Genomic DNA, 20,249 nt, shown 5'->3' with positions numbered 1-20,249 from the left:
TATGCAATTGATATATCGAGGAATTTTAGTGCTAACGCTTATAGGTCTTGTGGGATGTAAGGCGACCAAAAATGCAGCATCTACAGAAGATTTAGCTTCGGCAAAAATCATTAAAGCGCATTATGACACGCACCCTGAGTTTGAGACTTTGGCAGCACGGCTTAAAATTCGATACTCAGATCCTGAGACCACACAAAATGTAACGGTAAGTCTAAGAATGAAACAAGGAGAAACCATCTGGATGAGTGCTTCGGTGTTAGGGATTTCTTTAGCGAAAGCAATGATCACGAAAGACCGTGTTCAATTCTACGAGAAAATTGACGGAACTTACTTTGACGGCGACTTTGAATTATTGAGTGATTTATTAGGTACAGAGCTAGATTATGACCAAGTTGAAGCTTTACTGCTGGGGCAACCTATTTACGATTTAAGAAGTGGGGGCTTTAGCGCCGGCGCAACCTCTTCGCGCTATTTGGTAGCACCGCGTAAGCAATCTGCCTTGTTTGATCTGTTTTTCTATCTTAACAGCGGGGCGTTTACGCTACAAGAACAGCGACTGGCCCAGCGGGAAGCTCAGCGCGACCTCACCATTTCCTACGGAGATTATATCGAGGAGCAACAAGGCTTTTTTCCTTCAGAAATCCACGTGAAAGCACAAGAGGCAGAAAAAACCACAACTATTGACATCACATACCGCGGTTTAGATTTTAATTCTGAAGTGAGTTTTCCGTTTAATATTCCCGGTGGTTTAAAAGAAATCGAACTTTAATGCAGTTGAAGCTGAAATTGAAATACACCCTATTTTTTGGACTTTTGCTAAGTTCGTTACTCGCTGTTGCCCAAAATGACAAACAAGCTGAGCTGGAGCGCCAGCGTCGCGCGCTGATGAGTCAGATTGAAGAGTTGAGCAAGTTGCGACAAAGCAACAAGAAGAAGGAGATTAACGTGCTGAGCCAGGTTGAAGATTTAGCTTCAAAAATTAAAACCCGGGAAAACCTCATAAGGGTAACCAACAGTCAGGCGAATTTGCTCACCCAAAAGATCAATCAAAACATCAATAAAATCAGTGAGCTGAGAGCCGAACTATCAAAGCTTAAAGAAGATTACGCGGCGATGGTGCAAAAGTCATACAAGAGTAAAAGCAGTCAGAGCCGTATTATGTTTTTGCTGTCTTCAGAGAGTTTTTTACAAGCCTATAAGCGGGTGCAGTATATGAAGCAATACAGCAATTACCGCAAAAAACAAGGCGACCAGATTAAAGAGCGTACGACACTTTTACAAGAAACCAATATCAAGCTCATAGATCAAAAGGAAGAAAAACAGCAATTGATCGCTCAAAACAAAAGAGAGCAAGAAAAGCTTGAAGATGAGAAAAAACAGCAAGATGCTTTAATTGCGACTATACGTGAGAAAGAATCCTCTTATGCTGCGCAGATCAATAAAAAACAAGCCGAAGCTAATCGTATTGACCGGGAAATAGACCGATTGATTCGGGAAGCGATCGCTGCTTCTAAAAAGGAAAGTGGCGCTACCACTACTTCTGAAACAGAGATCAAAAAGGGAGCGATGCCTACTTTTGCGTTGACTCCGGCGGCAAAAGCACTTGCTAATGATTTTGCCTCGAATAAAGGTAGAATGGACTGGCCTGTGGAACGAGGCAGGGTGTATAAAAAATTCGGAACCTCAAAGCATCCTACGCTTCCAAATATTACCACATACAACAGTGGTGTCGAGATTGAGACTGCACCCGGTAGTGTTGCACGTGCAGCATTTAAAGGCACCGTACAACAAGTGCAATTAATACGGGGCGGCGGCTATACCATACTCATTCGTCACGGTAATTACCTCACGGTCTATCAAAACTTAAAAAACCTTAAGGTGAAAGTGAACGATCAAGTATCAACAAAACAAGCCTTAGGAGAAATTGCCGAGAACTCATTCAATGGAAAAACCATTTTGAAATTTTTAGTCTATAAAGATTCAGTGCGCTTGAATCCTGAAGACTGGATTTACAATATGTAACAGAGTATAGCTCGTAAAATCAGATTGTTGTATTTTAGAAGTGCACAAATTCTTCAAACTGATTTTATATGAAAAAAACTACCTTCCTTTTTACGTGTTTACTCTCCACGATTCTTTTCGCCCAAAACAAACAAGAGCAAGTTTTAGAACAGCTTGATCAAAACACCCAAGCCTACGGCGAGATCGCCCATAAAATATGGTCTTTCGCCGAAATGGGATATCAAGAAGAACAAAGCGTTGCTTTACTTCAAAAAACTTTAAAAGAAGAAGATTTCACCATTGAACCAGGCGTGGCGGGAATGCCTACTGCTTTTGTTGCGAGTTATGGTTCGGGTAAGCCGGTGATCGCGGTTTTAGGAGAATATGATGCCTTGCCCGGTTTATCGCAAAAGGCCGTTGCGCATAAAGAATCTAATGGCGGTGTGGCCGGGCACGCGTGCGGGCATCATTTGTTTGGTACAGCATCTGCGGCCGCGGCGATTTCAATAAAACACTATCTGGAAAATACAGGAAAATCAGGAACCATTCGTTTTTACGGTTGTCCCGCCGAAGAAGGAGGTTCAGGTAAGGTGTATTTAACGCGCGCTGGACTCTTTGATGACGTGGATGCAGTGATCAATTGGCATCCGGGAAATTCCAACGGCGCTGATCCAGGCGCGGCATTAGCAAACAAATCGGCTAAATTTAGATTTCACGGAATCGCAGCACACGCTGCCGGTGCTCCTGAGAAAGGGCGCTCAGCACTTGATGGGGTAGAGGCGATGAATTATATGATCAATATGATGCGCGAGCATGTACCCGAAGATACCCGTATTCATTACGTGATCACTGACGGAGGAAAGGCGCCAAATGTTGTGCCTGATTTTGCTGAGGTATATTATTATGCGCGCCACACGACCCGAGATGTGGTGATCGATGTGTTTGACCGAATGGTTAAAGCAGCTGAAGGAGCAGCACTAGGAACCGGTACAACAATGGATTATGAAATGATTGGCGGAACGCACGAATTGCTACCCAATCTTACGCTACAGAAACTTATGTACGACAACTTGAAAGAGGTTGGTGGGTATACCTATACGCCCGAAGAACGCGAGTTTGCCGAAGAAATTGCTACAAGCTTGAATACAGACCTTGATGTAAAAAATGTAGAAGGTATAAGTGAGTACAATCCTATTCCTGAAGCGGGCGGCTCTACAGATGTGGGAGACGTGAGTTTTACCGTACCTACCGTTGGTCTGTATACGGCTACTTGGGTGCCGGGAACACCGGCACACAGTTGGCAAGCAGTGGCAGCAGGAGGGACCAGTATAGGCACCAAAGGAATGATGGTAGCAGCAAAAACTATGGCTAAAACAGGTATGGACTTATTTGACCAACCCGAAATTCTTAAAGCAGCTTGGACTGAATTTGAAGAAAAGCGTGGCGAAGATTTTGAGTATATCCCTTTGTTGGGAGATCGAGAACCGGCACTAGATTATAGAAACTAGTCTACATACTAAACAAAAGCGGGAAGCAACTGCTTCCCGTTTTTGCTTTATGATTGAATTGGCTTACTCAAAAAGCGCTTTTAATTCAGTAGCTTCTTTAGCTTCCATTTTTCCGGCGAGAACAAGACTGAGTTGTTTTCTGCGTAAAGCCGCATCATAACGCTGGATTTCTTTTTCGGTTTCCGGTTTAATTTGAGGGATAGGTACCGGCATTCCGGTTTCATCTACGGCAACAAAGGTGTAAATCGCATCGTTTGCTTTTGATTTAAGGCCATTTTCGCGGTCTTCTACCCACACATCGATCACAACTTCCATAGAGGTCTTAAAAGCTCTGGAAATCGAAGCTTCTACAGTCACCACACTCCCTAATGGGATCGCTTTATTAAACGCGACGTGATTTACCGATGCAGTCACCACAATTCGGCGTGAATGTCTTCTGGCGGTAATACTCGCAACACGATCCATACGTGCAAGAAGTTCGCCTCCAAACATATTGTTTAAAGGGTTTGTTTCATTCGGCAAAACCAGATCGGTTTGCGTGGTACGCGATTCAGAAGGCGTTTTTGCTTTCATAGTTTGATTTTCGGCAAAAATAGGAAGAAAAAGCCGGTAGAAAATCAAAAAAGCCTCCTAGTTTGGAGGCTTTTGCATATTAATCGTAAAAAGAGATCTTTAATTCAATTCCTGGATCAGCATCCAAGCATTAGGATTATCTGTATTACGTATGTTGCGTAATTCTTTTAGAGCTTCGGTGCGATCTGTGTAACTTCCGTAAACCACCTGATGCAAGCCGTATTTGTTTTCACCTAAAGTGCGTGCTTTATAACCGGCTTCGCGCAGTTGATTTACACGTGTTTCAGCATTTTCAGGAATTCTAAAAGCTCCTGCTACGATATGAAAATTTCCTTTTGGTTTAAAGGCATTCAAAGTAACGGCAGGCAACGGATTATCAATTGTGAAGGTCGCGTGCTGAATAGTATTTTCGATCTGACTTTCTGCCTTTTGTTTTTCGGCAAAATTATGATCTGCAATATCCTTGAAATATAAAAAGCCTAATGCTCCAGATAAACCTATGGTAAGCAATCCTACTGCAGCATACTTCATCCAGCCGTTTGAGCGGCGGGCTGGAGTAAGATGTATAGGCGCTTTCTCTTCAAGAGCTTCGGCTTCTTGCGCTAATACTTCGCGTGTCACCGGTTGAGCGGTATACGAGGCAAGACCAAAAGCTTCGGTTAAATAATTGGTAGATTGCTCAGGCTCAAAACTCAAGTTTCCGGCTTCATTTTGAGACAAGGTACCAATTTTATCAAATACAAGTGTTTCTTCAGCATTCAATTTTTGCTGAATATTCATAGCGAATTCTTGCACTTTTAGTAATGCACTCTCATAGCTTAAATGCTCTGCCGAAGCGACATAATTAGCTAATAGTCCATCATTTTCTTTCAATTGTGCATTAAAAGAAATACGTTTTTTAGGTGGGAAAAAGGCCTGTGCGGTTTCGTCGTGATATGCAGAAACGCGGTGTGCTAAAAACGCTCCGAAGCCGGGAACGATCACGCACTCGTATCTATAAAGTAAGTCGCTGATGTAGTTTGAAAAATGCATAAAGTAAAATTAAAAAAAAATGCTACCGCCTTTAGAAAGTTGTTCGTGATTTGTTAACAATTTTGCAATACCTTTATTAACAGCAATTTAAAATAATGAAAGAAGACGAACTTCACGCATTTCTGACCTTACAGCGTATTCCTAATTTAGGCGACACATCGATCAAAAGACTTATTGCGCGATTTGAAACTGCACAACAAGTGCTAGATCAAAAGAAAGAAAGCCTTTTAAAACTAGATGGAATCGGCGCTTTTAAGTTGAAAGCTTTTTTTGAAAAGGAACACAGGCTTGCGGCCGAAGAAGAATTAAAATTCATTCAAGAGCATAACATTGATTACTGCAGTTATAAAGATCAAAACTATCCTGAGCGATTAAAGCACTGCATCGACGGGCCAATTTTGCTTTTTAAACGCGGAAGTAAAAATTTTTCTCAACAGCGAATGATCTCTATTGTAGGAACGCGTAAAGTCACCAATCACGGAGTAGACTTTATAAAGCAGTTCGTAGAGGATCTTGCACCTTTAAATCCGCTTGTGGTTTCGGGGTTTGCTTATGGAGTAGATATTACTGCACATCGCGCAGCGCTAGATCAAGGTTTAGATACGATTGCGGTGTTAGCCCACGGTTTGAACCAGATCTATCCTAAAGTTCATGCTAAGTATGTTAAGGCTGTTGAAGCGCAGGGTGCATTCATTACTGATTTTTGGAGCAGTGACGCGTTTGACCGAACGAACTTTTTACGTAGAAACCGCATAATTGCCGGGATGAGTGAAGCTACGGTAGTAATCGAAAGTGCCGAAAAAGGAGGGTCGCTCGTAACTGCAGATATCGCAAATTCTTACAGCAGAGATGTTTTTGCAGTCCCCGGAAGACCGGGAGATGCGCAAAGTTTGGGATGTAATAACCTGATCAAAACGCAGAAAGCACAGTTAATTACCAGCGCAGCAGATTTAATTTATTTGCTCAATTGGCAAATAGAAGAGGAGCTCAAACCTGTGCAAAAGCAACTTTTTGTAGAACTCAATGCAGAAGAAAAAGTGATCTGCAATTTTTTATCAGACGTGGGCAAAGAGCAACTCGATTTGATCGCACTGCATTGCAAAATGCCCACGTTTAAAGTAGCCAGTATCTTGCTTAATATGGAATTAAAAGGAGTAGTAAGACCCTTGCCCGGAAAACAGTTTGAACTGACTTAGTATCCTACTTTCTTACGAACGCGATTTAGAACTTCGTTTGCAATTACTCGAGCTTTTTCTGCTCCAACACGTAGTGCGGCATCCAATTCATCAAGATTGTCCATATAATGGTTGTACAATGCACGCTCTTTTTCAAACTTGTTTAAGACAAGCTCGTACAAAGCCTTTTTAGCGTGGCCGTAACCATAACCACCGGCTTCATAATTTTTACGCATTTGAGCAACTTCATCTTTTGAAGCTAACAACTTATAAATGCCAAAAACATTACAAGTATCAGGATCTTTAGGATCTTCAAGCGGCGTGCTATCAGTCTCGATACTCATAATTTGTTTTTTCAATGCTTTGTCAGATTGAAAAATTATGATGGTGTTGCCTTTACTCTTACTCATTTTCGCACCGTCGGTTCCCGGGATATACATCGTTTCCTCGTGAAGTTTCAGCTCAGGAATTACAAAAGTTTCACCCATTTGCGCGTGAAAACGAGAAGCGACATCGCGTGTCATCTCAAGGTGCTGAGATTGATCTTTACCTACCGGAACAATTTCGGCATCATACAACAAGATATCAGCGGCCATAAGCATCGGGTAGGTAAAAAGTCCGGCATTTACATCTTCCAGTCTATCAGCTTTGTCTTTAAAACTATGTGCTAATGTTAAGCGCTGATACGGAAAAAAACAGCTTAAATACCAAGTAAGCTCTGTGGTTTGTGGGATATCGCTCTGGCGGTAAAAAACCGTTTTTTCAATATCAAGACCACAAGCAAGCCATGTCGCGGCAGTAGAATAGGTGTTGTGTCTTAAGGTTTCGCCATTTTTAATCTGAGTAAGCGAGTGCATATCTGCGATGAATAAAAAAGATTCATTTTCAGGCTGATTAGCCATATTGATCGCAGGGATTATAGCTCCTAATAAGTTACCTAAATGTGGTGTTCCCGTACTTTGAACACCTGTTAAAATTCGTGACATGGTTCATTTAAATTTTGCGTAAAGTTACCCCTTTTCAAGTATTAACTCCTTTTAAAATGTCTATTTTTGAAACGTCGGTTTGTATCTGCAAGTCGGCAGAAATCCTATACTGTTGATGTTAAGACTGCTTCAGAAATTACTGATTTTACTTTGGCGCATATGGTTCTATGTGCTCATCATAGTGCCCATTATCATATTGTTGCCTTTCCTACTTATTTCGGTAGCTAAAGACTCCTGGTATCCTTACTTTTTTAAAATGGCTAGGCTGTGGGCGCGCATTATTTTATACGGAATGGGGTTTTGGCCAGAGGTAAAACGTCTTGAAAAAACAGAAATGGGTAAAAGCTATATGTATATCGCTAATCACACCTCAATGACAGATATAATGTTGATGTTGAGTAGTGTGCGTAACCCTTTTGTATTTGTTGGAAAACAAGAGCTGGCAAAATTTCCACTGTTTGGATATTTCTATAAACAAACGTGTATTCTGGTAGACCGCGGGGATCCCAAAAGTAGAAGAGCGGTATTTGAAAGTGCTCAAAACAGACTCAACCAGGGGCTTAGTATTTGTATTTTTCCTGAAGGTGGTGTGCCCGATGACACTAGTATAGTGCTTGATACCTTTAAAGACGGAGCATTCAGGCTAGCGATAGATCATCAAGTGCCTATTGTGCCAATGGTGTTTTATGATAATAAAAAGCGTTTTTCTTATGAATTTTTCACCGGTACGCCGGGATTGATGCGCGTAAAAGTCTTGCCATTTATTCAAACCAAAGGCCTAAAAGCGATAGATCGAAAAACTGTAAAAGAGCAGGCTTTTAAAGCCATTCATGCCGAATTGCTAAAAGACCAAGCCTACGCGGAAACCTAAAAAAGTCGCCCTAACCACAAGGCGACTTTTCTTCATCATTGCATATGCAATAATTAACCTAACCAACTAAAAAACTAACCTAACTTCCTGTGCACTGTTAGTTGGCAGTACACAGTTTCTTTTAAAGTTTGAAGATTAAACCAAAGTCCAGCCGGTTGAAGTGCAGCCAAACTTTGGTTATCTCATCTTCCCCTTTCATATATTTTAAAACCGAATGCTTAAACCAGTGTAAAGACCTAAATAATAGGGTCTGAAATCGCTCACCGATTTGGTATAGGCATTCAGTTGGTATTTAAACATAGGTTCCAGATTGAATTGAATGTGAGGCGTGAATTTATAATCTAAGCCCAAACCAACGTTGGTACTCAAACTAGTATTATTAAGACTGTTTGACGACCCGATACGAGAAACCAAATTATTATTTTCTTCCAGTGAAATGGAATTGTCGTTTAAGAATAGGGTGCTAAAACCACCAATCACTTGAATACCGAATTTACGATTGAGCAAAGCATATTCAGCTTCAAAAGGAACCTCAATGTAGCCTAATTCTTGACGCAGAGCATTGTTTATACTCGTACCCGCAACTGAAGCATTACTCGCAAATTCTGCTGCTGAAGAAGCCAGACTTTTATTAGCATCTGCGACTTGAATCAGCTGCGAATTTTGATTATAATCTATACTGCTAATAGATTGCCCCTGAATACTGGGAGCAAAGTTTACTTGTTCCGTACGGTAGCCCAAATCAACTTTATTCACTCCGGAGCGCACCGTAAGCCTGTCGTTAATGGCATAACTTACTTGAACCCCATAGCTGAAATTCACATCGCCACTTTTCTTGTTATCGGCAAATTCTGCCGCGATCCCAGAGCCGCCAAAACTGTTGTAGTATACGGGAGCCACCATAGGCGTAATACCCCAGCGTGACGTATTTTGAGATGCTGTATTTGAAGTTTCGGTATCCGCTAGAGCTTCTTCCTCATTTTGCGCGTTTGCGATTTCTTCCAATGAAGGTAATTTATCTGCCACAGCATTTTGTTGGGATTTGTTTTCGATGGCGGCTATAGCGGTTGTGTTCTGCTCTGTGTTTGAAGTGTTGTCATCCTGTGTAGCATTTGCATCATTGCCTTGGTCAGCGGTAGCAATACCTGTTGAAGCAGCAGTGCTGCCTGCTTTGTTGGATTTCGAATTATTTCGGTTTCGAGTTGTGTTTGATGCGTTACTTTTTCCTTGATTTGCTTCCGTAGCTGAAGTAGAGGCAACAGTAGTAGCTTTAGTACTTGGATTAGATTCGGCCTTCTTTTGAGAATTAGAATCTTCAGTGCTTTTTTCTTCGGAAGAAACCACGGCATTGTCCGGAGCTTGCTTAAAAGTTTTGGGTGTGCGCTGCTCTTGCTCAGGCGTTTCAGTTTCCTCTAAAACCACTTCAACATCTTGCGCATCTGATGTTGAGAATATAAGGTTACCGGCCAGAAGGATTAGGGCTAAGACAGCTGCTGCGCCACTCAATTGAAGCCATAGCGGGATAAATGCTCGTTTTTTCTGCTGCTTGTCTACAATGCCAGCCCAGACTTTGTCATCAGGCATTGCCTCAAAGTCTTTAAACTTTTCCTGAAACAGGCGGTCTATGTTTTTTTGCTCTTTCACCGTGTTGAGGATTGTAGGGTTTCACTCTGCTGATAATTTTCAACTTTTTCTTTTAAGATCATTCGGGCACGCGCCAAATTAGATTTACTGGTTCCTTCGCTAATGCTTAGCATTTGCGCAATTTCTTTGTGCGGGTAACCGTCTAGAACATAAAGGTTAAACACCAGCCTATAGCGGTCTGGTAATTCTTGTATTATTTTTAATAGAAATTGAAGCGGGATCTCATTGGTGTCAACAAGAACTTCCTCCTGCTCAATCTGTTCTTCATTTACAAGCTCAAACAAGCTCTGTTTGCGATACCTTTGTAAAGCGGTATTGATCACAATACGCTTTAACCAGCCTTCAAATGAGCCTTTGCCTTTGTACTGATGTACTTTTTTAAAAATGGTTAAAAAAGCATCTTGAAGGTTATCTTCAGCCTCCTCATAATTACGAGAATACTTAAGGGAAACCCCAAAGAGCGTGCGAGCGTACAAAGTATACAACTCGGCCTGCGCTTTGGGTTTTTCCTTAGTTAAACGTTTTAAGAGCTTTTCTAAACTCACATTGTTACGTGCTTAAATTACGGTTGCTCTACAGGAACTTCTTGAGTTTCATAAATAGGCTCCCCATTTTCATCATCGCCTTTATACATTTTAAAGACGTAGGTGTAACGGTAAATTACATCGAAATTTAAAAAAGTGGAAATCGTGTCGTTTGGTGTGTCTGTACACATATCACTTTCTAAAACCTGACTTATGGCATACACAAAACGGGTGCTGTCTTCTCTAGCGGCTTCAAAATTGTAAAACTCGTGGCACGTTGTAGGTAATACAAACGAAACCGGCAATTGATAGCGCTCGCCGTAGACAAAACTTTCGGGTAACTCATAATCTGCAATCGGGAGCGCTTCATAGCTCACCACTTGCCCTTCATCATCCAGGGAACAACTGGTTATTAAACCTAATAAACCAATTAATAAAAAAACCTTTTTCATCATTAAAATTATCTGCTTTTTGTAAGTAGATACTTTAAGATGAAAAAGGTTGCGTAAGCCGTTTAAAAATTTTTCTAAGCTTCTTTAGCTATTTTGATGGCTTCTTTGATTTTAACTTCGAGTTCTTCTAAGAGATCCGGGTTGTCTTTCAAGATGGCTTTTACTGCATCACGTCCTTGTCCTAGTTTGGTATCTTGATAACTAAACCAAGAACCGCTCTTTTTGATGATTTCATAATCAACACCAATATCAAGGATTTCACCAACTTTAGAAACGCCTTCGCCATACATTATATCAAATTCTGCCTGACGGAACGGAGGCGCAACTTTATTCTTAACCACTTTTACACGGGTTTTGTTTCCTTGCACTTCGCCATTAGAATCTTTGATCTGTGTAGAACGACGAATATCAAGACGTACCGAGGCATAAAACTTAAGTGCATTACCACCGGTAGTTGTTTCTGGATTACCAAACATCACCCCGATCTTCTCACGCAACTGGTTGATAAAGATAACAGTACAGTTGGTTTTGCTGATAGATCCCGTAAGTTTACGTAAGGCCTGAGACATCAAACGAGCATGTAATCCCATTTTAGAATCTCCCATTTCTCCTTCGATCTCACTCTTTGGAGTTAAGGCAGCAACAGAATCAACGACAATAATGTCAATAGCTCCAGAGCGAATTAAATTATCTGTAATTTCTAGTGCTTGCTCCCCATTATCCGGTTGTGAAATGATGAGGTTTTCTATATCTACGCCAAGTTTTTCAGCATAAAAACGATCAAAGGCGTGCTCCGCATCAATAAAGGCTGCAATACCACCTTTCTTTTGCGCTTCTGCAATGGCGTGTAAAGTCAGGGTTGTTTTACCTGAAGATTCAGGACCATAGATCTCGATGATTCTACCTTTAGGTAAACCACCAACGCCTAATGCCATATCAAGACCAAGCGAACCTGTAGAAATAGATTCAACTTCAACGATCGCGTTATCACCCATCTTCATTACGGTACCCTTTCCGTAGGTTTTATCCATTTTATCAAGGGTAAGCTTCAGGGCTTTTAATTTAGCTTCTTGTTCTTTGCTCATAGTTTTTGTCTTTAACGCTGATTTTGAGTGCATTTTTAAAGAGTCACTACTAAATATAGATTCTTTATTACGCGCTGCTAAAGTACTATTTCTTTTAATGCACGCCAATGAAATCAATCCAAATTATTGGAAAAATTCCTATTTAATCGAAATTTTAATGAGATTGAACACCTAGAGACGGAATATTTCCGAATAAAATTTAACATCTACCAAAGCAACCTCTTGCGTAAGTATGTATCTAAATGTAAAACCTTATGTGCTATGGTGCAGAAAGTTAAGCAAATACATTGCGTAGATAAGGGCTGCGTAGGCATTCCTTATTTTTGCAATATCAGATTGGACGGCGGTTAGCGGTATTATGTTGATGAAATCAAATAATATATAACCTGAATTAGCCGTTCAAGAAAAATGCCTCCGAGAAACTCGCGGGCATTTTTTTGTTTTATAGCGAGACAAGTTTTAAAACACACGGAGCTATTATTGCAGCTAATGACTTAAAAATGCTACTTTTGCGCCACTTTTAACCTTAAAATTAAGTATAGCATGCAACTGTACAACAAATTAAGCGCAAAAGAACGAGCAGCATTAATTGATGAGGCTGGCGAAGACCGCTTGACGCTCTCGTTCTATCAATATGCCAAAATCGGCAATCCGCAACTTTTTAGAGATCACCTATTTTTAGCCTGGAATCAAATGGATGTCCTGGGTCGTATTTACGTGGCTCAAGAAGGAATTAATGCCCAACTTTCGGTGCCGGCAAAACGTTTTGAAGAATTTAAAACCTTTTTAGACGGAATTAATTTCTTAGAAAATGTACGTCTCAATATCGCCATCGAGCAAGACGCAAAATCCTTTTTAAAACTCAAAGTTAAAGTGCGTCCTAAGATCGTAGCAGACGGTCTTGATGACGAGACTTTTGACGTTACCAATAAAGGTGTTCACGTAGATGCTGCAACCTTTAACGAACTCATTGAAGCAGATGATGTGGTGCTTGTGGATATGCGCAACCACTATGAGAGCGAGATCGGGCATTTTAAAAACGCGGTTACTCCAGATGTTGATACCTTCCGCGATAGCTTAGATCTTATTGAAGAAGACCTTCGCGATCACAAAGAAGATAAAAAATTGGTGATGTATTGCACCGGTGGAATTCGGTGTGAAAAAGCCAGTGCGTACTATAAACACAAAGGTTTTAAACAAGTCTATCAGCTCGAAGGCGGAATTATTGAATACGCGCGTCAGGTTGAGCAGTTAAAGCTTGAAAATAAATTTAAAGGGAAAAACTTCGTATTTGACCATCGTCGTGGCGAGCGAATTTCAGAAGATATTATTTCAAATTGCCACCAGTGCGGAAAGCCTTGTGATACGCACGTAAACTGTGCTAACGAAGCTTGTCATTTACTTTTCATTCAATGTGACGAGTGTGCCGAAGCGATGAATCACACCTGTTCAGACGAATGTAAAGAGGTGATCGCTTTGCCTTATGAAGTGCAAAAAGAACTGCGCAAAGGCATTCCTAACAGCAACAAAATCTTTAAAAAAGGAAGATCTGAAAAGCTGAAGTTTCAGAAGAAAGTATAAGAATTGAAGAAGCAACGCAGAAAAAGTCGGTTTTAGGTAACCGACTTTTTTTATGCGCAACAGCTTCCAAAATGCAAAATGCCGCACATTTGCTTTAATCCCCAATTAGAATTACTATATTTTTGCATAGCTAAAATGTTATCTTTAGCAGCAATTAAGACGGAAGCTTTCCGTTGTCAACATATATAAATCATCAAATCCCAGAGTTTTTTAATCTGGAGATTTACAAACATATAGGATCTCATGGCGTGTGGAAATTGTGGTACGACCAAAAACGGTCAACCACGTGGTTGTCAAAATAATGGTACTTGCGGTACCGACGGATGTAACAAACTTACAGTCTTTGACTGGCTTTCAAATATGAGTCTGCCTGATGGGCAGGAACCCTTTGACTTTGTTGAAGTTCGCTTCAAAAATGGTCGCAAAGAATACGTGAAGAACGTAGATAAATTACAGATCAACGTAGGCGAAGTGCTAGCAGTTCAGGCGGCTTCGGGTCACGATGTGGGTATCGTTTCATTGACCGGAGAGTTGGTACGCATTCAAATGAAAAAGAAGAAAATCTCCTACACTTCAGACGATTTTCTAAAAATCTATCGCAAAGCCAATCAAAAGGATATTGAAGTTTGGGAAAGCGTAAAAGAGCGTGAAGAAGGCATTAAAGTACGTTCGCGCCAGATCGCTATTCGTTTAGGACTTCAGATGAAAATCTCTGATATTGAGTTTCAAGGTGACGGCTCTAAAGCGACTTTTTTCTATACCGCAGAGGAGCGCGTAGATTTTAGACAACTGATCAAAGAATTTGCACAAGAGTTTAGAACCCGTATCGAAATGCGTCAAATAGGCTTTAGACAAGAAGCGGCGCGTTTAGGCGGAATAGGTTCTTGTGGGCGCGAGCTGTGTTGCTCAACCTGGTTAACAGATTTTAGATCGGTGACGACCAGTGCAGCACGCTATCAGCAACTTTCTTTAAATCCGCAAAAATTAGCAGGTCAATGCGGAAAGCTAAAATGCTGCTTAAATTATGAGTTGGATGCCTATTTAGATGCGCTAAAAGATTTCCCAAAAACAGAACAAAAACTGTATACAGACAAGGGTACAGCGGTTTGCCAGAAGATTGATATTTTTCAAGGACACCTTTGGTATGCTTATGAAGGCGAGTGGATGAACTGGCACAAGCTGACCACCACGCAGGCCAATGAGATCATTGAAGCCAATAAGAAGAAAAACAAAGTAGCAAGTCTAGAAGAGTATGCTGCAGAACTTATTACAGACGCTAAAGTAGATTTTGGAAACGTTGTAGGGCAAGACAGTTTAACCCGTTTTGACAAACCTAAAAACAGCAGAAAGCGTTCAAAAAACCGTCGTAAAAAAGGAAATTTCCGAAAAAAGGGACCTAAAAAAAATGCATAAATACCTCTGTGCGCTTTTAGTTTTAAGCTGTTTTTGGTCTTGCGATAAAACAGCTGCTTTTCACGAATATAAATCGCTGCCCAAGCATTGGAAAAGCGATTCTGTGGTAACGCTAAAAGTCGATAACTTAGACACTTTAAGAACGTATAATGCGTTTATAACCTTGCGCAATGACAATTCGTACGCATTTAGCAACGTGTTTTTGATCGCTTCGATGCAATTTCCTAACGGAAAAACCATTACAGATACGCTAGAGTACAAGATGGCAAATCCTGACGGAAGCTGGCTAGGCACCGGTTTTGGCGATATTAAGGAAAATAAACTTTGGTATAAAGAACATATACAATTTAGCGAAGCAGGCAGCTACACCTTTAAGCTGAAGCAGGCAATGCGTCGCAACGGGGACGTAAATCCAATTGCTGATTTAGAAGGAATCAGAGATGTAGGTTTGCGTATAGAAAAAACAAACGAATAGAGATAAAATGGCTCAAAGTAAAAAGAAGCCTGCAAAACAGGCGAAAACTTCAAACCATAAACCCTATATCAAAGGGTTTTGGATTTTGTTTTTAAGCGGATTAGCTGCTATAATTTTAGTGTTTCTTCTTGCCTCTTGGGGAGCTTTTGGTAAACTGCCCACCTTTGAAGAGCTTGAAAACCCAGAAAGCAATCTCGCTACTGAAATTCTTTCTTCCGATGGAAAAACTTTAGGTAAATTCTATAATGAAAACCGAACTCCGGTTAAATATGAAGACTTGCCGCAAAACCTTGTTGATGCTGTAGTTGCAACCGAAGATAGACGTTTTTATGAGCACTCCGGGATCGATATGCGAGGTACGGCTAGAGCTGTAGCCTTTTTAGGTTCAAAAGGAGGAGCAAGTACTATCACGCAGCAGTTGGCCAAACTTTTATTTTCTGACACTCCAAGCAGCAAGTTTGAGCGTGTACTTCAAAAGGTAAAAGAGTGGATTATTGCCGCGCGTTTAGAAAGCCAGTATACTAAAGAAGAGATTATTACAATGTATCTCAACAAGCAGGATTTTCTGTTTCAGGCGGTGGGAATTCGTTCTGCTTCAAAGATCTATTTTGACAAAGAGCCTCGTGAGTTACGTCCCGAAGAATCTGCGATCATCGCCGGGATGCTCAAAAATCCAAGACAGTTTAATCCGTATCGGGAGATTTCAAGAGATAAGTCGCTAGAGCGAAGAAATACGGTTTTAGCGCTTATGGCTGAAACCGGAAAAATTACCGAAACCGAGCGCGACAGTCTGATCGCAATGCCTATGGAGATCAAGTTCTCTCCAGAAGGTCACGCAGATGGAATCGCAACCTATTTTAGAGAATACTTAAGAGCCTTTATGTCTGAATGGATCGAAGAAAATCCAAAAGGTGTAGATGCTGATGGTAATGAAGAATATTACAACATCTATCGCGACGGACTCGTAATTACCACAACGCTTGATTCTCGTATGCAACTTTATGCAGAAGAAGCGGTAACCGCACATATGGAAAATCTTCAACGCGAATTTGATCGTCAGAACGAAAAGAATAGTACGGCACCCTTTAGAGATATTAGTAAAGAGGAAGAAGAAGTAATTATCAATCGCGCAATGCGAAATTCTGACCGTTGGAGAAAGATGGCCGCTCAGGATATATCGGTAGAAGATATCAAGGCTTCTTTCGATAAAAAAACTGATATGCGGGTTTTTGTCTGGAAAGACGGTGCAAAAGAAGTGGATACCATGATGACTCCACGCGACAGTATTTTGTATTACAAGCGATTCTTACGCGCAGGTTTGTTGAGTATGACTCCGCAAACAGGAGAAGTTAAAGCTTGGGTAGGAGGAATCAATTACAAGCATTTTCAGTACGATCACGTAAAAACGGGTAGACGACAAGTAGGCTCAACGTTCAAGCCATTTTTATACGCCACGGCCATAGATCAATTGCACCTTTCGCCTTGCGATACGGTTCCAGATATTCCGTATTGTATTCCTGCGGGAGAAATGGGAGCTCAAAAAGCTTGGTGTCCAGAAAATTCTAGCAGTGGCTTTAAGGGAATGGTAACGCTAAAGTCGGCTTTAGCAAACTCGATCAATACCGTATCAGCGCGTTTAATGCATCGCGTAGGTCCTAAACCGGTTATCAATCTTATTGAAAAACTCGGTGTGGATACAGAAAATATCCCGGAAGTTCCTTCTATTGCTTTGGGTACAGCAGACTTGAGTTTGTTTGAGATGGTTTCGGCATATTCTGCTTTTGCAAATAAAGGCGTTCACGTAGAGCCACAGATCGTTTCTACAATCGTAGATAAAAACGGTACCGTTTTATATCAGAGTGTTCCTAAAGCTAAAGATATTATCAGTCAAGAGTCGGCTTACGTTACTGTTAATCTGATGGAAGGGGTGACCCAGTATGGTTCTGGTGCTAGATTACGCTCAGGTGCGATCAATAACTATGTGTATAACAATGTAGTTACGGGGCATCCTTATGCGTTTAAAAATCCAATTGCCGGTAAAACAGGAACTACACAAAATCAAAGTGACGGTTGGTTTATGGGTATGGTTCCTAACCTGGTTAGTGGTGTTTGGGTAGGAGGCGATGACCGCTCGGTGCACTTCCCTTCAATTACCTATGGTCAGGGAGCAACAATGGCATTACCTATTTGGGCGGTTTTTATGAAAAAATGCTACGAAGACGAAGAGCTTAAAATTTCAAAAGGTGATTTTGAGCGACCTGAAAACTTGTCAATTCGTGTAGATTGTTCGGCCCCGGCAGAAGGCGCAGCACAGGAAGTAGACTTACCAGATGAGTTGGACTTTTAATCCTTTTTAGAATACCATAAATTACTGCTAAAAGATTGCGGTTAGAAAACGTATTTTGTAATTTTCTTAAACTAAAATGAGAAAATGATAACAAAAACGGTAAACTCGGTTACAGAAGCATTAACGGGCATTGAGGACAATATGACCTTGATGTTAGGTGGTTTTGGGCTGAGCGGAATTCCGGAAAAGGCGATCGAGCAACTCGTTATACTTAACGTGAAAAATCTAACCTGTATTTCTAATAATGCCGGAGTAGATGATTTTGGTTTGGGCTTATTGCTTCAGAAAAAGCAGATCAAAAAAATGATCTCATCCTACGTAGGCGAAAATGCTGAGTTTGAACGCCAAATGTTAAGCGGTGAACTTGAGGTCGAATTGATTCCGCAGGGAACTTTAGCCGAACGTTGCCGTGCAGCACAAGCAGGCTTTCCGGCGATCTACACCCCTGCAGGCTATGGTACCGAAGTAGCCGAAGGCAAAGAAACGCGTGAGTTTGATGGCAAGATGTATGTTTTAGAACACGCTTTTAAAGCTGATTTTTCTTTTGTCAAGGCCTGGAAAGGTGATACTGCAGGCAATCTCATTTTTAAAGGAACGGCGCGTAATTTTAATCCCATAATGTGTGGGGCAGCAAAGATTACAGTTGCCGAAGTTGAAGAGCTCGTACCTGCCGGGAAATTAGACCCTAACCAAATACATATTCCCGGGATTTTTGTTCAACGCATTTTTGAAGGAAAGAACTATGAAAAGCGTATCGAGCAGCGTACCGTAAGGAAACAAGACAAGTAACAACTAAGAATACATAACAACCAAAATTTAATTAAACAATGGCACATTTAAGATTAGGTGATGTTGCACCAGATTTTACAACAGATACAACAGAAGGAACCATAAATTTTCACGAGTGGCTTGGAGACAGTTGGGGGATTTTATTCTCTCACCCGGCAGATTATACGCCGGTTTGTACCACAGAATTAGGTACAGTAGCCAATTACCACAGCGAGTTTAAAAAGCGCAATGTAAAGCCTATCGCTCTAAGTGTTGATGGTATTGAATCTCATAATGAATGGATCAAAGACATCAACGAAACCCAAAATACAACAGTAGATTATCCGATTATTGGAGATGAAGATCACAAGGTTGCAGAACTGTATGATATGATTCATCCCAATGCGAGTGAAAAGGCTACGGTACGTTCGGTTTTTGTGATTGGCCCAGATAAGAAGATTAAACTTACACTTACGTATCCACCTTCAACAGGGCGTAATTTTGACGAAATTTTACGCGTGATCGATTCGCTTCAGTTAACGGCGTATCACAAAGTGGCTACTCCTGCTAACTGGAAAGATGGCGAAGATTGTGTGATCTCTCCAAGTGTAAGCAATGAGCAAATTCCGGAGTTTTTCCCTAAAGGGCATACAGAGATCAAATCTTATTTAAGAATGACTCCACAACCAAACAAATAATATGCTAGACAAAAACGGAATCGCCAGGCGTATCGCACGTGAAGTTCAAGACGGTTTTTATGTGAATCTCGGTATTGGCATACCTACACTGGTTGCCAACTATGTACGGGATGATATTGAAGTCGAATTTCAAAGTGAGAATGGGGTTTTAGGAATGGGGCCTTTTCCTTTTGAAGGGCAAGAGGATGCCGACATTATTAATGCCGGTAAACAGACCATTACTACGCTCCTGGGCGCTTCGTTTTTTGATTCGGCTTTAAGTTTCTCCATGATCAGAGGGCAACACGTTGACCTTACTATTTTGGGTGCAATGGAAGTCGCTGAAAACGGGGATATAGCCAACTGGAAAATTCCGGGCAAAATGGTGAAAGGTATGGGCGGCGCGATGGATCTTGTCGCGAGTGCCGAAAATATCATTGTCGCAATGATGCATACCAATCGTGCCGGGCAGTCTAAACTTTTAAAGCGTTGTACACTGCCGCTTACCGGTGTGGGCTGTGTTACTAAAATAGTCACCAACCTGGCGGTGTTAGAAGTTACTGCTAAAGGTTTTAAGCTTTTAGAACGCGCCCCTGGAGTTTCTGTAGAAGAAATTAAGAAAGCGACCGAAGGTGTCTTAGAAATACCTGATGAGGTTCCGGAGATGATTCTAGCATAAATAATTTGTAGTTTATCGATATAAAAGAGCCTTTAAAGAGGCTCTTTTTTTGTCTTTAAACGATTGATGTTATTCGTTGAAATACTTGTTTCAGAATTTTCAACGCTGAACAACACTTAAATTCGGTTGAAAAGCAATAATTTTTAACATTGTTTTGATAAAATCAACTGATTTTGTTTGTAGCAATGAAAAAAAATCCTACATTAGCAGCATTCCAACTCGGTAAGATTTTATAACAACCCTAGGAATTGCAAACAGAGGTTGTTGTTTAGCTTCAAAATAGGAGTATTTTGATGTTATGATTTGTTAAAAAAACCGCGAGGGGAGCCTTGCGGTTTTTATTTTTTAGAAACCCTGAATCGTAAGATTCCAATTATAAAAACAAACACCTTTACTATCAAAGGTGTTTTTTAGTCTTAATAATCTATGTTTCATTAAAAGCATCGCCCAATGCGTAC

Annotated in this window: 19 protein-coding genes; 12 read left to right on the top strand and 7 right to left on the bottom strand. The window is 40.9% G+C overall.

Features of this window, described 5'->3' with window-relative positions; all coding sequences use genetic code 11:
• The first annotated feature begins 1 nt into the window (after position 1).
• The 3 genes from HCN54_RS14655 to HCN54_RS14645 all read left to right on the top strand — a co-directional run bounded on the left by HCN54_RS14655 (position 2) and on the right by HCN54_RS14645 (position 3,509).
• A complete protein-coding gene (locus tag HCN54_RS14655; protein WP_167598374.1) occupies positions 2-769 on the top strand; it encodes a DUF4292 domain-containing protein in 768 nt (255 codons plus the stop codon).
• Positions 769-2,022: a murein hydrolase activator EnvC family protein gene (locus HCN54_RS14650; protein WP_167598373.1), complete on the top strand. Its 1,254-nt coding sequence runs from the start codon at positions 769-771 to the stop codon at positions 2,020-2,022. The genes HCN54_RS14655 and HCN54_RS14650 overlap by 1 nt, the downstream gene beginning before the upstream one ends.
• A gap of 68 nt (positions 2,023-2,090) precedes the next feature.
• The gene (locus HCN54_RS14645; protein WP_167598372.1) at positions 2,091-3,509 is read left to right on the top strand and encodes an amidohydrolase; all 1,419 of its coding nucleotides are present in this window, start codon (positions 2,091-2,093) and stop codon (positions 3,507-3,509) included.
• A gap of 63 nt (positions 3,510-3,572) precedes the next feature.
• On the opposite strand, the gene HCN54_RS14640 is transcribed toward HCN54_RS14645, so the two are convergent.
• Positions 3,573-4,082, bottom strand: coding sequence for an acyl-CoA thioesterase (locus HCN54_RS14640; RefSeq protein ID WP_072981757.1), 510 nt, complete (start codon positions 4,080-4,082; stop codon positions 3,573-3,575).
• 99 nt (positions 4,083-4,181) lie between these two features.
• A complete protein-coding gene (locus tag HCN54_RS14635; RefSeq protein ID WP_167598371.1) occupies positions 4,182-5,114 on the bottom strand; it encodes an SPOR domain-containing protein in 933 nt (310 codons plus the stop codon).
• A 95-nt stretch (positions 5,115-5,209) separates the two neighbouring features.
• Here HCN54_RS14635 and dprA point away from each other — a divergent pair, with 95 nt between their 5' ends.
• Positions 5,210-6,310, top strand: a complete 1,101-nt coding sequence (gene dprA, locus HCN54_RS14630) for a DNA-processing protein DprA (protein WP_167598370.1) — start codon at positions 5,210-5,212, stop codon at positions 6,308-6,310.
• Here dprA and trpS read toward each other — a convergent pair.
• A complete protein-coding gene (gene trpS, locus HCN54_RS14625) occupies positions 6,307-7,275 on the bottom strand; it encodes a tryptophan--tRNA ligase (RefSeq protein WP_167598369.1) in 969 nt (322 codons plus the stop codon). The two genes, dprA and trpS, sit on opposite strands and share 4 nt — an antisense overlap.
• A 115-nt stretch (positions 7,276-7,390) precedes the next feature.
• On the opposite strand from trpS, the gene HCN54_RS14620 reads away from it, so the two are divergent.
• The gene (locus HCN54_RS14620; protein WP_167598929.1) at positions 7,391-8,146 is read left to right on the top strand and encodes a lysophospholipid acyltransferase family protein; all 756 of its coding nucleotides are present in this window, start codon (positions 7,391-7,393) and stop codon (positions 8,144-8,146) included.
• Positions 8,147-8,350: 204 nt separating this feature from the next.
• Here the strand turns inward: HCN54_RS14620 and HCN54_RS14615 are convergent, their stop codons facing one another.
• From HCN54_RS14615 to recA, 4 genes are all read right to left on the bottom strand, one after another.
• Positions 8,351-9,790, bottom strand: a complete 1,440-nt coding sequence (locus HCN54_RS14615; RefSeq protein ID WP_167598368.1) for an outer membrane beta-barrel protein — start codon at positions 9,788-9,790, stop codon at positions 8,351-8,353.
• Positions 9,787-10,335: an RNA polymerase sigma factor gene (locus HCN54_RS14610; protein ID WP_167598367.1), complete on the bottom strand. Its 549-nt coding sequence runs from the start codon at positions 10,333-10,335 to the stop codon at positions 9,787-9,789. Before HCN54_RS14610 ends, HCN54_RS14615 begins: the two co-directional genes overlap by 4 nt.
• A 17-nt stretch (positions 10,336-10,352) precedes the next feature.
• Positions 10,353-10,769, bottom strand: a complete 417-nt coding sequence (locus HCN54_RS14605; protein WP_128755653.1) for a hypothetical protein — start codon at positions 10,767-10,769, stop codon at positions 10,353-10,355.
• A 71-nt stretch (positions 10,770-10,840) separates the two neighbouring features.
• Positions 10,841-11,851, bottom strand: a complete 1,011-nt coding sequence (gene recA, locus HCN54_RS14600; protein WP_072980825.1) for a recombinase RecA — start codon at positions 11,849-11,851, stop codon at positions 10,841-10,843.
• Between the two features lie 543 nt (positions 11,852-12,394).
• Here recA and HCN54_RS14595 point away from each other — a divergent pair.
• From HCN54_RS14595 to HCN54_RS14565, 7 genes are all read left to right on the top strand, one after another.
• Positions 12,395-13,432: a rhodanese-related sulfurtransferase gene (locus HCN54_RS14595; RefSeq protein ID WP_167598366.1), complete on the top strand. Its 1,038-nt coding sequence runs from the start codon at positions 12,395-12,397 to the stop codon at positions 13,430-13,432.
• Positions 13,433-13,675: 243 nt separating this feature from the next.
• Entirely contained in the window at positions 13,676-14,845 is a 1,170-nt protein-coding gene (locus HCN54_RS14590; RefSeq protein ID WP_167598365.1) for a stage 0 sporulation family protein, read from the top strand.
• A complete protein-coding gene (locus HCN54_RS14585) occupies positions 14,838-15,320 on the top strand; it encodes a gliding motility lipoprotein GldH (protein ID WP_167598364.1) in 483 nt (160 codons plus the stop codon). The genes HCN54_RS14590 and HCN54_RS14585 overlap by 8 nt, the downstream gene beginning before the upstream one ends.
• 7 nt (positions 15,321-15,327) lie before the next feature.
• Positions 15,328-17,667 carry a penicillin-binding protein 1A gene (locus HCN54_RS14580; RefSeq protein WP_167598363.1) on the top strand — a complete coding sequence of 780 codons (2,340 nt, stop codon included), beginning with the start codon at positions 15,328-15,330 and terminating at the stop codon, positions 17,665-17,667.
• Between the two features lie 84 nt (positions 17,668-17,751).
• A complete protein-coding gene (locus HCN54_RS14575) occupies positions 17,752-18,456 on the top strand; it encodes a CoA transferase subunit A (protein ID WP_167598362.1) in 705 nt (234 codons plus the stop codon).
• Positions 18,457-18,494: 38 nt separating this feature from the next.
• Complete coding sequence (locus HCN54_RS14570; protein WP_167598361.1) at positions 18,495-19,133, top strand: peroxiredoxin; 639 nt, start codon at positions 18,495-18,497, stop codon at positions 19,131-19,133.
• A gap of 1 nt (position 19,134) precedes the next feature.
• The gene (locus HCN54_RS14565; RefSeq protein ID WP_167598360.1) at positions 19,135-19,791 is read left to right on the top strand and encodes a 3-oxoacid CoA-transferase subunit B; all 657 of its coding nucleotides are present in this window, start codon (positions 19,135-19,137) and stop codon (positions 19,789-19,791) included.
• Positions 19,792-20,249 lie beyond the last annotated feature (458 nt).

The organism is Leeuwenhoekiella sp. ZYFB001 (assembly GCF_011784865.1).
GTDB lineage: Bacteria > Bacteroidota > Bacteroidia > Flavobacteriales > Flavobacteriaceae > Leeuwenhoekiella > Leeuwenhoekiella palythoae.
The sequence above is the reverse complement of the archived record's forward strand: the minus strand, read 5'-3'. Positions and strand labels throughout refer to the sequence as shown.

Bases quoted from the DNA above. Each gene is read 5' to 3' on its own strand.
- HCN54_RS14570 (WP_167598361.1), top strand. From the start codon at position 18,495: ATGGCACATTTAAGATTAGGTGATGTTGCACCAGATTTTACAACAGAT.
- HCN54_RS14595 (WP_167598366.1), top strand. From the start codon at position 12,395: ATGCAACTGTACAACAAATTAAGCGCAAAAGAACGAGCAGCATTAATT.
- HCN54_RS14605 (WP_128755653.1), bottom strand. From the start codon at position 10,769: ATGATGAAAAAGGTTTTTTTATTAATTGGTTTATTAGGTTTAATAACC.
- HCN54_RS14590 (WP_167598365.1), top strand. From the start codon at position 13,676: ATGGCGTGTGGAAATTGTGGTACGACCAAAAACGGTCAACCACGTGGT.
- HCN54_RS14575 (WP_167598362.1), top strand. From the start codon at position 17,752: ATGATAACAAAAACGGTAAACTCGGTTACAGAAGCATTAACGGGCATT.
- dprA (WP_167598370.1), top strand. From the start codon at position 5,210: ATGAAAGAAGACGAACTTCACGCATTTCTGACCTTACAGCGTATTCCT.
- HCN54_RS14655 (WP_167598374.1), top strand. From the start codon at position 2: ATGCAATTGATATATCGAGGAATTTTAGTGCTAACGCTTATAGGTCTT.
- HCN54_RS14565 (WP_167598360.1), top strand. From the start codon at position 19,135: ATGCTAGACAAAAACGGAATCGCCAGGCGTATCGCACGTGAAGTTCAA.
- HCN54_RS14640 (WP_072981757.1), bottom strand. From the start codon at position 4,082: ATGAAAGCAAAAACGCCTTCTGAATCGCGTACCACGCAAACCGATCTG.
- HCN54_RS14635 (WP_167598371.1), bottom strand. From the start codon at position 5,114: ATGCATTTTTCAAACTACATCAGCGACTTACTTTATAGATACGAGTGC.
- recA (WP_072980825.1), bottom strand. From the start codon at position 11,851: ATGAGCAAAGAACAAGAAGCTAAATTAAAAGCCCTGAAGCTTACCCTT.
- trpS (WP_167598369.1), bottom strand. From the start codon at position 7,275: ATGTCACGAATTTTAACAGGTGTTCAAAGTACGGGAACACCACATTTA.
- HCN54_RS14620 (WP_167598929.1), top strand. From the start codon at position 7,391: ATGTTAAGACTGCTTCAGAAATTACTGATTTTACTTTGGCGCATATGG.
- HCN54_RS14580 (WP_167598363.1), top strand. From the start codon at position 15,328: ATGGCTCAAAGTAAAAAGAAGCCTGCAAAACAGGCGAAAACTTCAAAC.
- HCN54_RS14650 (WP_167598373.1), top strand. From the start codon at position 769: ATGCAGTTGAAGCTGAAATTGAAATACACCCTATTTTTTGGACTTTTG.
- HCN54_RS14645 (WP_167598372.1), top strand. From the start codon at position 2,091: ATGAAAAAAACTACCTTCCTTTTTACGTGTTTACTCTCCACGATTCTT.
- HCN54_RS14585 (WP_167598364.1), top strand. From the start codon at position 14,838: ATGCATAAATACCTCTGTGCGCTTTTAGTTTTAAGCTGTTTTTGGTCT.